The organism is Variovorax sp. DXTD-1 (assembly GCF_003984625.1).
Classification (GTDB): Bacteria; Pseudomonadota; Gammaproteobacteria; order Burkholderiales; family Burkholderiaceae_C; genus Variovorax.
Window position 1 is genome coordinate 170,304 of sequence record NZ_RWKH01000005.1, and the last position, 13,213, is coordinate 183,516.

The following is a 13,213-nucleotide window of genomic DNA, read 5'->3' on the forward strand; positions in this document are numbered from 1 at the left end:
GCGGTGTTTCGCGAAGAGACAGCGTTGCGCGAGCGTTGGGACTCAAGGATTTCCGAATGAGTTTTTCAGGTTTCATCGTCCAGCTGCTCAACGGGCTTGCGAGCGCGTCGTCGCTCTTTCTCGTCGCAGCGGGTTTGTCGCTGATCTTCGGCGTCACGCGGATCGTGAATTTCGCGCATGGCTCGTTCTTCATGGTGGGCGTCTACATCGCCTACACGCTGGTCGAGAAGCTCGGCGGCAGCCTGGGCTTCTGGCCCGCGCTGCTGCTCGCGGCCGTGGCGGTCGGCGTGCTCGGCGCGCTGATCGAGGTGGTGCTGCTGCGCCGCATCTACAAGGCGCCCGAGCTGTTCCAGCTGCTCGCCACGTTCGCGCTCGTCCTCGTCATCAAAGACGCGGTGCTCTGGCTCTGGGGCCCGGACGAACTGCTCGGGCCGCGTGCGCCGGGCCTCTCGGGCTCGGTCATGATCCTGGGGCGGCAGTTCCCGTCCTACGACCTGTTCCTCATCGTCGTCGGACCGCTGGTGCTCGGCCTCGTGTGGATGCTGCTCACGCGCACCCGCTTCGGCACGCTGGTGCGCGCCGCCACGCAGGACCGCGAGATGGTCAGCGCGCTCGGCGTCAACCAGGCGTGGCTGTTCACGGCGGTGTTCGCGCTCGGCGCATTGCTCGCGGGGCTCGGCGGCGCGCTGCAGCTGCCGCGCGAGCCCGCCACGCTCGAGATGGACCTCAACACCATCGGCGCGGCCTTCGTGGTCGTGGTCGTCGGCGGCATGGGATCGATTCCGGGTGCCTATGCCGCGGCGCTGCTGATCGCCGAGATCAAGGCCATCTGCATCTGGCTCGGCGTGGTTGACGTGTTCGGCATCAGCGTTTCGTTTTCCAAGCTCACGCTGGTCGTGGACTTTCTCGTCATGGCGGTGGTGCTGGTGTGGCGCCCCTGGGGCCTGTTCGGCCGGCCGCAGGCACCGAGCCGCTACGTCGGCATGCAGGAGGAGCCGCTGCGCCGCGCCGGCAAGGCCTACGTGGTGGCCGCGGCGGTGTTCGGCCTGGTGCTGGCGGCGGCACCGCTGCTCACCGCGGACTCGCCCTACACGACGGTGCTGATGATCGACCTGCTCATCGCCGCGCTGTTCGCGGCCAGCCTGCACTTCATCATGGGGCCGGCCGGCATGCATTCGTTCGGGCATGCGGCGTATTTCGGCCTGGGGGCCTACGGTGCGGCATTGCTGGTACGCGCAAGCGGCATGCCGATGGAGCTGGCGCTCGTCGTCGCGCCGCTGGTCGCAGCCATCGGCGCCTTCGTCTACGGCTGGTTCGCCGTGCGGCTGTCGGGCGTGTACCTTGCCATGCTCACGCTGGCCTTTGCGCAGATCACCTGGGCCATCACCTACCAGTGGGACACGTTCACCGGCGGCAGCAACGGGCTCACCGGCGTCTGGCCGGCCGAGTGGCTGTCGGACAAGCGCGTGTACTACTGGCTCACGCTGGCACTGGTGGCGCTGGGTGTGCTGGGGCTGCGCCGCGTGCTGTTCTCGCCCTTCGGCTATGCGCTGCGGGCGGGGCGCGATTCGGTGCTGCGTGCCGACGCAATCGGCATCGACGTCAAGCGCATGCAGTGGGTCGCCTTCGTGATTGCGGGCACCGCGGCGGGCCTGGCCGGTGCGCTCTACGCCTTCTCCAAGGGGAGCATCTCGCCGGAATCCCTGAGCGTCGGCAAGTCGGTCGACGGCCTGGTGATGGTGCTGCTCGGTGGCATCCAGACGCTGGCCGGGCCGGTGGTCGGTGCCGTCACCTTCACGTGGCTGCACGACACGGTCGCGCGCAACACCGACTACTGGCGCGCCATGCTCGGCGCCATCATCCTGCTGCTGGTGCTGCTGTTCCCGCAAGGCATTGCGGGCTTCGCCAAGCAGCTGTCCGGGCGCATCCGCATCCGCACCCGCGGCGCGCGCGAAACGGCAAGACTCGAGGAAGTGAAAGCATGAGCGCGCACGCTCCCCTGCTCAAGGTCGAGAACCTGGGCAAGTCGTTCGGCGGCGTCAAGGCGGTCGACGGCATCAGCTTCGATCTCGCGCCCGGCGAACTGCTGGCGTTGATCGGCCCCAACGGCGCCGGCAAGTCGACGACCTTCAACATGGTGAACGGCCAACTCAAGGCCGACCAGGGCTCCATACGCTTCGGCGGCGAGGAACTGATCGGCCGCAAGCCGCGCGCCATCTGGCGCATGGGCGTGGGCCGCACCTTCCAGATTGCCGAAACCTTCGCATCGCTCACCGTGGTCGAGAACGTGCAGATGGCACTGCTCTCGCACGACGGCAAACTGTTCTCGATGTGGCGCCGCGCCGCCGACCACAGGCGCGACGAGGCATTGGCCCTGCTCGATCAGGTCGGCATGAAGGCGCAGGCCGATCGCCCCTGCAGCGAGCTGGCCTACGGCGACGTCAAGCGCGTCGAGCTCGCAATCGCCATGGCCAATGCGCCAAAGCTGCTGCTGATGGACGAACCCACGGCCGGCATGGCGCCCAAGGAGCGCAATTCGCTGATGGCGCTGACCAAGCAGCTGGTCATCGACCGCGGCATGGCCGTGCTCTTTACCGAACACAGCATGGACGTGGTCTTTGCCTATGCCGACCGCATGATCGTGCTCGCGCGCGGGCGGCTGATCGCACAGGGCAAGCCGCTCGAGATCCGCGACCATCCGAAAGTGCAGGAGGTGTACTTCGGCAGCGGCAAGACCTTCGAGAAGATTGCAGAAAAGGCCGCCGAAGTGAACGCGGCAGTGGGAGCGGCAACCGCATGAGCACGCACGAAACACTTTTGAAGGCCAACGCGCTGTGCGCCTGGTACGGCGCCGCACAAATCCTGTACGACGTCGATCTCGAAGTGCGCCGCGGCGAAGTCGTCGCGCTCATGGGGCGCAACGGCGCCGGCAAGTCGACCACGCTGAAGACGCTGATCGGCATGCTCTCCAAGCGCAAGGGCAGCGTGAGTTTTCTGGGCCACGATATCTCGAAGAGCGAGCCGCATCACGCGGCAAAGCTCGGCCTCGGCTTTGTGCCCGAAGACCGCCGCGTGTTCACCGACCTCACCGTGATGGAAAACCTCGAGGTCGGCAAGCAGGCGCCGCGCCGCTGGGCCGATGGCAGCGAGGCCCCGCTGTGGACGCCAGAGCGGCTGTTCAAGCTCTTTCCCAATTTGGGTGAAATGCCCAACCGCCCCGGCGGCCGCATGAGCGGCGGCGAACAGCAGATGCTGACCGTGGCGCGCACGCTCATGGGCAACCCGTACCTGGTGCTGCTCGACGAGCCTTCGGAAGGCGTGGCGCCGGTCATCGTCGAGCAGATGGCCAACATGATCCTGGAGCTCAAGGCGCAGGGCGTGAGCATTTTGCTGTCGGAGCAGAACATGCATTTTGCCGAGCTGGTGTCCGACCGCGCCTATGTGCTCGAGAAGGGCCAGATCCGCTATCACGCGACCATGGCGGAGCTTGCGGCCAACGAGGAAGTGCGCCGCGCCTACCTGAGCGTCTAGCCCGCGGGCTCCTTCGATTTCTATCTCATCAACCACCGGAGCACACCATGCACGACACGCAGCGAAGATACCTTCTCAAGTCCACGGCTGCATTGAGCATGCTGGGTGCGGCCGGGGCACTGTTCGCGGCGTCGAAGATCAAGCCGAACGACAAGTCCGCGCTGATCGTGATCGATGTGCAGAACTGTTTCGTCGACGGCGGCACGCTGCCAGTCAAGGGCGGCGCCGAGGTGGTGCCGGTGATCAACAAGCTGGCCGAGTCGTTCGAGAACATCGTGGTCACGCAAGACTGGCACACGCAAGGCCATGCGTCGTTCGCGAGTGCGCATGCCGGCCAGAAGCCGTTCAGCAGCATCAAGCTCTCGTACGGCAACCAGGTTCTCTGGCCCGACCACTGCGTACAGGGAACCGACGATGCAGCGCTGCACAAGGACCTGAAGCTGCCCACCGCGCAGGTCATCATCCGCAAGGGCTTCCACAAGGGCGTCGACAGCTATTCCGCCTTCGAAGAGGCCGACCGCAAGACCGCCACGGGCCTGGGCGGCTATCTCAAGCAGCGCGGCATCAAGACGGTCTACGTGGCCGGCCTGGCCACCGACTTCTGCGTGGCCTGGACGGCGCTCGATGCGCGCAAGGCCGGCTTCGAGGTGTATGTGATCGAAGACGCCACGCGCGCCATCGACCTCAACGGCTCGCTTGCCGCCGCATGGAAGCAGATGACCGCCAAGGGCGTCAAGCGCATCCAGTCCGCCGACATCCAGACCGCCTGAACGCACGTGCCGCCATCGCGTTCATTCCAACGGCAACAACAACCACAACAAACCGACGACGTATGAAGACTTCCATTTCGAGGCGCTCCCTCGTGGCGGGCGGCGCAGCCCTGGCAATCGGACCCGGACTCCTGCGCCCGGCACGCGCAGAGAACGGCGTCACCGACAGCATCATCCGCATCGGCCAGTCGGCGGTCTTCAGCGGCCCGGCCAAGGACTTCGGCATCGACTACCGTGCCGGCATCAAGCTCTACTTCGATCGCGTCAACAAGTCCGGCGGCATCAACGGGCGCAAGCTCGAGCTGGTGACGTACGACGATGCGTACGACCCCGCGAAGACGGCCGTCAACACGGCCAAGCTGATCGACGAGGACAAGGTGTTCGCGCTCGCGGGCTACGTGGCCACCGGCAACCTCGTGGCCGCAATGCCGCTGGCCGAGAAGGCCGGCGTGCCCATGTTCGCGCCCCTGGTGGGCACCAGCTCGTTCCGCGCCAAGGTCAACCGCCTGCTGTTTCATGTGCGCGCCGGCTACGACCTGGAGCTGCGCAAGATCATCAGCCATCTCTCGACCATCAGCCTTTCGTCGATTGCGGTGGTCTACCAGGACAGCGCCTTCGGCAAGTCGAACCTTGCCACCTGCGAGCAGCTTGCGGCCGACTACAAGGTGCAGGTCGTGAAGACGCTGCCGCTTGCCATCACCGCCGAAGACGCCAAGCAGGTGGTCGCCGGCCTGGCCGAGGCCAAGCCCGGTGCGGTGCTGATGATCATGGCGGGGCGCATGGTCGAAGTCTTCATTCGCGACTACCGCGCGAGCGGCGGGGCTGCGCCGCTCTACACGCTGTCGGTGGGCATCACCGATGCGGCAGGTTCCGCCAAGCGGCTCGAGGGCAAGCTGGCCGGGCTGGTCACGGCCAGCATCGTGCCGCCGCCGGAAGCCGTGCGCGTGCCCATCGTGGCCGACTACCAGCGCGACCGCGCCGAGTTCGGCGAGAAGATCGACAGCTACACCACGCTCGAGGGCTACATTGCCTCGCGTGTGATGGTCGAGGGCCTGCGCCGCGGCGGCAAGACGCTCACGCGCGACAGCTTCATCGCCGGGCTGGAGAGCATCGGCAGCACGCGCTTCGGCGATTTCCCGGTCGAATACAGCGCGAGGAACCACAACGGCTCGACGTTCGTTGACCTGGAGATGTACACCCGTGACGGCCACCTGCGGCGTTGAGCCGCTGCAGCTGCAGGTCAACGGGCAGGCCTGTTCGATTGCCGGCGTGCCGCGCGAGGCCACGCTGCTGTACCTGCTGCGCAACGACCTGGGCCTGAACGGGCCCAAGTACGGCTGTGGCCTGGGGCAGTGCGGCGCCTGCACGGTGCATGTCGACGGCGTGGCCGCACGGGCCTGCGTGATTCCCGCGCATGGCGTGGCGGGCCGTGCGGTCACCACGCTCGAGGGCTTGGGCACGCGCGGCCATTGGCATCCGGTGCAGGCCGCTTTCGAAGATGCGCAGGCCGCGCAGTGCGGCTATTGCCTGAGCGGCATGGTGATGCAGGCCGCGGCGCTGCTCGCGCGCGACCCGCATGCGAGCGAGGCGCGCATTCGCAGTGAGCTGTCGGGCAACCTGTGCCGCTGCGGAACGCACATTGAAATTCTGGATGCGGTGCAGCGGGCTGCACTGCGCATGCGTGCGGAGACAAACCGGTGAGCCGTCCGTCTTGTCCCCTCTCCCTCTTGGAGAGGGCTAGGGTGAGGGCATCGGCCTTCGCACAAGCACAACCTTCGCTACCGCCGCTGGCCCTCACCCCAGCCCTCTCCCAGGGGGAGAGGGAGCAAGACGGGAGGCAGAAACCATGACGCGGCGCGCCAACCTGCCCCGGACACGCGCGGAGTTTCTCGTCGCCGACGGCGTGCTGCTCGTCGTGCGCGAAACACCACCCGCGCCCTCACCCGCCAAGGGCCAACCTACAGCCGTGGCAGGCAACCCCATCGAAGGCGACGAGATCCTGCTCGCGGTATGGGACGACGGCAGCGCGTCGGCGCTCAACGGCCACGTCGATCTCGGCACCGGCATACAAACAGCGCTGGCGCAGATCGTGGCGGAAGAACTCGACCTGGGCATGCCGTGCGTGCGCATGATGCTCGGCGACACCGCACGCGCGCCCAACCAGGGCGCGACCATCGCAAGCGCCTCGATCCAGATCCATTCGCAGCCGCTGCGCCTGGCTGCCGCGCAGGCGCGTGCATGGCTGCTGGCGCGCGCGGCCGAACGCCTTGGCGCGGCCGCCGACGTGCTGCAGATTCGCAATGGCGTGGTGCGCGTGATCGAAGAGCCCGATCGCCGCGTGACCTATGCCGACCTGTTGGCAGGGCAGCGCACCGTGCTGCGGCTCGACCCCGGCGCGCAGTCCAAGAACCCGGCTGACTACCGCATCGTCGGCACGCGCCAGCCGCGCGTGGACATTCCCGCAAAGCTCGCTGGCGAGAGCGTCTTCGTGCACGACATGCGCGTGCCGGGCATGCTGCACGGCCGCGTGGTGCGCCCACCGTACGCCGGCGCGGACCACGGCGACTTCATCGGCAACACGCTCGAGTCGGTCGACGAATCGTCCATTGCGCACATACCGGGCATTCGCGCCGTGGTCGTGATCCGCGACTTCGTCGGCATCGTGGCCGAGCGTGAAGAGCACGCGGAGCAGGCACTGCGCGAGCTGCGCGTGACGTGGAAGCCGTGGCCCGGCATGCCGGACCTCTCCAACCTGGCGCAGGCCTTGCGCGACAACCCGTCGACGCAGCGCCTGCTGGTGGACGAAGGCGACGTCGACGGCGCGCTTGCCGCGGCCGCGCAGCCGATGCACCGCACCTATGTGTGGCCTTACCAGATGCATGCGTCCATCGGCCCTTCGTGCGCGCTGGCCGACTGGCAGCCGCAGGACGGCAGTGGCACACAGCTTCGCGTATGGGCCGGTTCGCAGAACCCGCACGTGCTGCGCGCCGACCTTGCCAGGCTGATGGGCGTGGACGACGTGCAGGTCGACGTGGTTCGCATGGAAGCCGCTGGCTGCTATGGCCGCAACGGTGCCGACGACGTGGCCGCCGATGCGGCGCTGCTCGCACGTGCAGTGGGCGCGCCCGTGCGCGTGCAGCTCACGCGCGAACAGGAGCATGCCTGGGAACCCAAGGGCGCCGCGCAGCTCATGGAAGTGGACGGCGGCCTGATGGCGGACGGCCGCATTGCGGCCTACGACTTCGAGACCTCGTACCCATCGAACGGGGCGCCGACGCTCGCGCTGCTGCTCACGCGCACCATCGAGCCGGTGGCGCAAGCCTTCGAGATGGGCGACCGAACGGCGCGCCCGCCTTATGGCTACGACAACCTGCGCGTGAAGGTCAACGACATGGCGCCGATTGTGCGGGCCTCGTGGCTGCGCGGGGTGTCGGCGCTGCCGAGTTCGTTCGCGCACGAGTCGTACATCGACGAGCTCGCCACCGCGGCGGGCGTCGACCCGGTGCAGTTCCGCCTGCGCCACCTGAACGATCCGCGTGCCGTAGAGCTGGTGCAGGCCACCGCGCAGAAGGCCGGCTGGCGCATGCGCACCGGCCCGCGGGAAAACGCCGACGGCGGGCTTGGGGCGGGCGGCGACATTCTCTTCGGCCAGGGCTTTGCGTACGCACGCTACATCCACAGCAAGTGGCCCGGCTTCGGCGCTGCCTGGGCCGCATGGGTGGCCGATGTCGAGGTGAACCGCAAGACCGGCGAAGTGCATGTGCGCCGCGTGGTGGTGGGGCACGACGCGGGACTGATGATCAACCCCGCGGGCGTCGAGCACCAGGTGCATGGCAACGTGATCCAGACGACCAGCCGCGCATTGAAGGAAGAGGTGCAGTTCGCGCCGCAGCAGCAGGGCGACGGCTCGAACGGTGGTGCGCAGCTGCCGGGCGTGCTGCCTTCGGGTGTGGTTGCAAGCCGCGAGTGGGGCAGCTACCCGATCATCAACTTCCGTGAAGTGCCGGTGATCGAGGTCATGCACATGCCGCGTCCCGGCGAGCCTTCGCTGGGAGCGGGCGAATCGTCTTCGGTGCCGGGGACTGCGGCCATTGCGAATGCGATTTTCGACGCGACGGGCGTGCGCTTCCGGGAGCCGCCGTTCACGCCGGAGAAGGTGCTGGCTGCGTGGAATCGGGAGTTTCTCCCTCCCCCTCTGGGGGAGGGCGGGGGAGGGGGCGAGCGGCGTTCGAGTGGTGACGCTGCCGTGCCCCCATCCCAACCGTCCCCCAGAGGGGGAAGGGGCAATGCACCTTGGCCTCGCCGCAAGGGCCTCCTTGCCACCGGCGCGGCCCTCTTCATCGGCGGCATCGGCCTCATCGCCGGCCTGCTCGGCTGGCGCTCCGCCATCGCCCCCGTTTCGCTCAGCGCCCCTGTCTACAGCGAAGCCACCATCGAACGCGGCCGCGTGCTTGCCGCGCTCGGCGATTGCGCCGTGTGCCACACCGCACCGGGCGGCGCGGCCAACACAGGCGGCCGCGCGATGGAAACGCCGTTCGGCACGCTCTACACCACCAACCTCACGCCCGATGCCGACACCGGCCTGGGCCGCTGGTCTTTCAGCGCCTTCCAGCGCGCGATGCGCGAAGGCATCTCGCGCGACGGCCACCACCTGTATCCGGCCTTTCCGTACACGGCATTCACCAAGACCAGCGACGACGACCTGCAGGCGCTCTACGCGTACTTCATGTCCATGCCGGCGGTGCGCGCCGAAACGCCGAAGGCCGAGCTGAAGTTTCCGTTCAGCATGCGGCCGTTGATGGCCGGCTGGAACGCGCTCTTTCATGACCCGGCGCCGCTGCAGCCGGTGGCCACGCAAAGCGCGGAGTGGAACCGCGGCGCCTACCTGGTCAACGGCCTGGGCCACTGCGGCGCCTGCCACACGCCGCGCAACGCGCTCGGTGCGGAGCAGGGCGGCAGTGCATTCCTTTCGGGCGCGATGATCGACGGCTGGGAAGCGCCCGCGCTCACCGGCTTTTCAAGATCGGCCGTGCCGTGGGATGCCGACGACCTCTACCGTTATCTGCGCCAGGGCCACACGCAGCGCCATGGCATCGCGGGCGGCCCCATGGCGGAGGTGGTGCGCGAACTGGCGCAGGTGCCCGATGCCGACGTGCGCGCCATGGCCACCTACCTTGCCTCTTTCAACCCCGAGCCCGTGGCCCAGCCACAAGCCGTGGCGCAGCAAGTCGTCGACGCCGCCGCGGCGCGCACGCAGGGCCAGTTGCTCGGCCCGGCGCAGCGCATGTTCGACAGCGCCTGCGCGTCATGCCATCACGATGGCGACGGCCCCACGCTGCTCGGCGTGAACACGCCGCTTGCGCTGAACAGCAACCTCACGAGCACGCGGCCCGACAACCTGCTGCGCACCATTCTCGACGGCGTGCGCGCACCCGCAAGCCGCGACATCGGCTTCATGCCGGCGTTTCGCGAAGCACTCGACGACCGGCAGATTGCCGAACTTGCCGGCTACATGCGTGCGCGGTTCGCTCCGCAGGAGCCCGCGTGGACCGACCTGCAGGCGCAGGTGGCACGCGTGCGGGCGGCATCGGGGCGCTGAGACCGCCGGACTCGGGTCAGGCCATCCTCACCGCGCCGATGGCGCCTCGGCAATCAACTTGATCGTCTCGGCGCTTTTTGCAGCAGTTCCGAAAGCTGCGCCTTCCACCACGTTGCCTGCCCTGTGGTTCCGTGCCCGGTGGTCCGGTCGCTGGCCGGAATCAGGTAATAGCGGCCATTTTTCACGCGCTTCATTTCACGTTCCATGATGCCGGTCTCAGGCGGGTTGCGCTCGTCATCGGCCGCGTTGATGGCAAGCACGGCCGCCTGAATGCGCTCCAGCCCGGGTGATGGGTTGTAGTCGGCGGACGCTTCCCATTGGTAGAGGATGTCGTTTGCATCCGCGGCAAAAGGGGCACTCAGGCGCGTCTCCAGCAGCTTGTCGGCCTGGGTCCGCGTCGGCGCGGCCTTGTACATCGCCAGGTTGCCGCCGTTGGTGGCCGTGGCGAAGAACACGGAGGCAAACTGCGCGCTGCGAGGCTGGGCGGTGTAGTTGCCGTTGTTCCACTCGGGATCCCTGCGGATGGACTCCGCCAGCAGCCGGCGCATCATCCAGTTGCGGCTGGACATCTCGGTGGGCTGGCACGCCATCGGCACCAGCGCGTCCATGGCGTTCGGGTACTTCACGCCCCACGTCCAGGCGTGCATGCCGCCCATGGAATTGCCGACGATCGCCCGAAGGTGCTTGACGCCAAGGTGCTCGGTCACGAGCCGGTACTGCGCGTCCACCATGTCGTCGTAGTTGTAGCGGGGAAATCTGGCGCGCAGGCCGTCGGAGGGGCGGGCCGACTTGCCCGTTCCCAGACCGTCGGGAATGATGATGTAGTAGCGGGTGGCATCCAGCGGCTGGCCCACGCCGAAAAGCTCGCCGGCAAATGCGGGTGTCAACATGCTTGCCGCCGAGCCGGCGGTTCCATGCAGGATCAGCACCGGCTCGCCGCTGGGTGTGCCAATGGTGACGTAGTTCAGGCGCAGTTCCGGCATGACCTGGCCGGTGTGAAAGCGAAAGTCCTTGGCGATCCAGCTGCCCTCCCTGGGCGGCGGGTAGTCGGCGGCGCGGCTCGTCAACGCGAGCATCGCGAGGCAGGAGTACAAGGCGGCCCGCAAGGCGAACCGGTTGAACTGCGGATTGGCGGGCATGCGTTGTCTCCTGTGGTTTGAGCGCAATTTACCGCGAAAGCCACCTCTGCCGCGCGATGGAGGCGCCGGTCCTCGCCCCCGGCCGGGCGGATTCAACCGGCCGTGTACGGCGTTTCGGGCACCTGCATGTGTAAGCTGGCATTGAGCATGTTCCACGAACGAATGGCGCAGACCGCGAAGGTGAGGTCCGCGATCTGCGCATCAGTGAAGTGCCGCTTCACGGCTTCGAAGTCCGCGTCGCTGGGCGTGCGCTGCGGCACCGCATTGACGGCCTCCGCCCAGTTGAACGCGGCGCGTTCGGCTTCGCTGAAGAAGCGCGCCGCCTCGCGCCAACCGGCTACAGCATTGACATGGCGAGGCTCCATGCCCTGCTTGATCAGATCGGCCCAGTGCATGTCGATGCAGAAAGCGCAGCCGTTGATCTGGCTGATGCGCAAGTTCACCAATTCACGCAGGCGCTTGTCCAGCGTGCTGCCGGCGGCGTGGGAGAACTGGGCGCCGGCGCTTGCCGCGGCGGGCGCGAGGGCGTGGTAGTCGAGTCGGGCTGAGGACATTGTGAGCTCCTTGTAGCTTGAGGGTTTGGGGGAAACACCTCTTAGACGTGCGGGCACATTGTTTTGTGACAGGCGGCGGCAATCTTGACGCAGGTCAAGAGCTTTTCCTGCGATCGCCCGGACATTGCCCCTTCGGATCGATTGCATGCGAGTGCGGCGGTCCGATGGCTTTCCACAACTACAGACTCCACAAAGAGACAAAGGAAAGGTTCTCCTCATGATCCCTCAGTCCAGGGATGGCACGCCTTCGCGCGCAGCCATCGCAACCACTCCCCAGGTGGCCGCCACGGCCACTGCTACCGCCAGTACCACCACCACAGCCAGTACCGCCCCGAGCAGATCGTTGCGATGGGTGCAGCTCGCGCTGGGCATCGTCTGCATGGCGATGATCGCCAACGTGCAGTACGGCTGGACCCTGTTCGTCGCCCCGATGGAGGCCAAGCATCACTGGGGCCTCGGCGCGATCCAGATCGCCTTCTCGATCTTCGTCGTGGTGGAGACCTGGCTGGTGCCCGTCGAAGGCTGGCTGGTCGATCGCTTCGGCCCGCGCCCTGTCGTAGCCGCGGGCGCCGTGCTCGCCGCGATGGGCTGGATTCTCAATGCCTATGCCGACGGGCTGGCCATGCTCTACACAGCCGCCGTGATCTCCGGCGTCGGTGCCGGTTGCGTTTATGGCACCTGCGTCGGCAACGCGCTGAAGTGGTTTCCTGACAAGCGCGGCCTGGCCGCGGGTCTCACGGCGGCCGGGTTCGGTGCCGGCGCAGCGCTCACCGTGATCCCGATTGCAAACATGATCCAGAGCACGGGCTACGAACACACCTTCGTGTACTTCGGCCTCCTCCAGGGAGGCTGCATCTTCCTGCTTGCGATGTTCATGGCGAAGCCCTTCGCCCCCAAGGGCGTGGCCGCGCAAACACGCCTGGTCATGACCAAGGTCGACTACACGCCCGGGCAGATGATGAAGACGCCCGTCTTCTGGCTCACCTACCTGCTGTTCGTGCTGGTGGCCGCCGGTGGACTGATGGCAACGGCAGAGATCGGCCCCATCGCGAAAGACTTTCACATCGACAAGTTGCCGATGCACTTTCTCGGCATGTCGATGCCGCTGCTGACCATGACGCTTGCCATCGACAACCTGGCGAACGGCTTCACCCGGCCGCTGTGCGGCTTCGTCTCGGACAGGATCGGCCGCGAGAACACGATGCTGCTGGTCTTCGTCGGCGAAGGTTTGGCGCTGCTCGGCTTGAAGCTGTACGGCCATGAACCTGCGGCCTTCATGACCTTTGCGGCGCTCGTGTTCCTGTTCTGGGGCGAGATCTACTCGATCTTTCCGGCATTGGTGGCCGACACCTTCGGCGGCAAGAATGCCGCGAGCAACGCGGGCACTATGTACACGGCCAAGGGCACCGCATCGCTGTTCGTGCCGCTGGGCTCGGTACTCGCCGCGGGCGGCAACTGGGACCGCGTCTTCCTGGTGGCTGCCGTCGTGTCGATCGGCGCTGGCATTGCCGCCAAGCTGCTCCTCGCACCGATGCGCCGGAGGACGATCGAGACGGGGAATGAGAACTCGGGACGAAGGCGCTGATTGCCGTACGCCCCTGCGGTGAGAACGGCCACAAG

10 protein-coding genes are annotated in these 13,213 nt (G+C 67.1%); 8 read left to right on the forward strand and 2 right to left on the reverse strand.

Translation table 11 applies throughout. The features are described from left to right. Window positions 1-56: 56 nt before the first annotated feature. From EJI00_RS06720 to EJI00_RS06750, 7 genes are all read left to right on the forward strand, one after another. Complete coding sequence (locus tag EJI00_RS06720) at window positions 57-1,985, forward strand: ABC transporter permease (protein ID WP_126746695.1); 1,929 nt, start codon at window positions 57-59, stop codon at window positions 1,983-1,985. Next, entirely contained in the window at window positions 1,982-2,800 is an 819-nt protein-coding gene (locus EJI00_RS06725; protein ID WP_126746696.1) for an ABC transporter ATP-binding protein, read from the forward strand. The genes EJI00_RS06720 and EJI00_RS06725 overlap by 4 nt, the downstream gene beginning before the upstream one ends. Beyond that, on the forward strand, window positions 2,797-3,531 hold the full coding sequence (locus EJI00_RS06730; protein WP_126746697.1) for an ABC transporter ATP-binding protein: 735 nt from the start codon (window positions 2,797-2,799) through the stop codon (window positions 3,529-3,531). Before EJI00_RS06725 ends, EJI00_RS06730 begins: the two co-directional genes overlap by 4 nt. A gap of 47 nt (window positions 3,532-3,578) precedes the next feature. Continuing rightward, window positions 3,579-4,301, forward strand: a complete 723-nt coding sequence (pncA, locus tag EJI00_RS06735; protein ID WP_126746698.1) for a bifunctional nicotinamidase/pyrazinamidase — start codon at window positions 3,579-3,581, stop codon at window positions 4,299-4,301. A 62-nt stretch (window positions 4,302-4,363) separates the two neighbouring features. Continuing rightward, entirely contained in the window at window positions 4,364-5,524 is a 1,161-nt protein-coding gene (locus EJI00_RS06740) for an ABC transporter substrate-binding protein (RefSeq protein WP_126746699.1), read from the forward strand. Then, on the forward strand, window positions 5,502-6,002 hold the full coding sequence (locus tag EJI00_RS06745; RefSeq protein WP_126746700.1) for a (2Fe-2S)-binding protein: 501 nt from the start codon (window positions 5,502-5,504) through the stop codon (window positions 6,000-6,002). Before EJI00_RS06740 ends, EJI00_RS06745 begins: the two co-directional genes overlap by 23 nt. Before the next feature lie 145 nt (window positions 6,003-6,147). Continuing rightward, complete coding sequence (locus tag EJI00_RS06750; RefSeq protein WP_126746701.1) at window positions 6,148-9,900, forward strand: molybdopterin cofactor-binding domain-containing protein; 3,753 nt, start codon at window positions 6,148-6,150, stop codon at window positions 9,898-9,900. A 53-nt stretch (window positions 9,901-9,953) separates the two neighbouring features. On the opposite strand, the gene EJI00_RS06755 is transcribed toward EJI00_RS06750, so the two are convergent. Both EJI00_RS06755 and EJI00_RS06760 read right to left on the reverse strand, forming a co-directional pair. After that, a complete protein-coding gene (locus EJI00_RS06755; RefSeq protein WP_126746702.1) occupies window positions 9,954-11,039 on the reverse strand; it encodes an alpha/beta fold hydrolase in 1,086 nt (361 codons plus the stop codon). Window positions 11,040-11,131: 92 nt separating this feature from the next. Next, the gene (locus EJI00_RS06760; RefSeq protein WP_126746703.1) at window positions 11,132-11,593 is read right to left on the reverse strand and encodes a carboxymuconolactone decarboxylase family protein; all 462 of its coding nucleotides are present in this window, start codon (window positions 11,591-11,593) and stop codon (window positions 11,132-11,134) included. Between the two features lie 217 nt (window positions 11,594-11,810). On the opposite strand from EJI00_RS06760, the gene oxlT reads away from it, so the two are divergent. Then, entirely contained in the window at window positions 11,811-13,178 is a 1,368-nt protein-coding gene (oxlT, locus tag EJI00_RS06765; RefSeq protein WP_126746704.1) for an oxalate/formate MFS antiporter, read from the forward strand. Window positions 13,179-13,213 lie beyond the last annotated feature (35 nt).

Bases quoted from the DNA above. Each gene is read 5' to 3' on its own strand.
- EJI00_RS06720 (WP_126746695.1), top strand. From the start codon at position 57: ATGAGTTTTTCAGGTTTCATCGTCCAGCTGCTCAACGGGCTTGCGAGC.
- EJI00_RS06725 (WP_126746696.1), top strand. From the start codon at position 1,982: ATGAGCGCGCACGCTCCCCTGCTCAAGGTCGAGAACCTGGGCAAGTCG.
- EJI00_RS06730 (WP_126746697.1), top strand. From the start codon at position 2,797: ATGAGCACGCACGAAACACTTTTGAAGGCCAACGCGCTGTGCGCCTGG.
- pncA (WP_126746698.1), top strand. From the start codon at position 3,579: ATGCACGACACGCAGCGAAGATACCTTCTCAAGTCCACGGCTGCATTG.
- EJI00_RS06740 (WP_126746699.1), top strand. From the start codon at position 4,364: ATGAAGACTTCCATTTCGAGGCGCTCCCTCGTGGCGGGCGGCGCAGCC.
- EJI00_RS06750 (WP_126746701.1), top strand. From the start codon at position 6,148: ATGACGCGGCGCGCCAACCTGCCCCGGACACGCGCGGAGTTTCTCGTC.
- EJI00_RS06755 (WP_126746702.1), bottom strand. From the start codon at position 11,039: ATGCCCGCCAATCCGCAGTTCAACCGGTTCGCCTTGCGGGCCGCCTTG.
- EJI00_RS06760 (WP_126746703.1), bottom strand. From the start codon at position 11,593: ATGTCCTCAGCCCGACTCGACTACCACGCCCTCGCGCCCGCCGCGGCA.
- oxlT (WP_126746704.1), top strand. From the start codon at position 11,811: ATGATCCCTCAGTCCAGGGATGGCACGCCTTCGCGCGCAGCCATCGCA.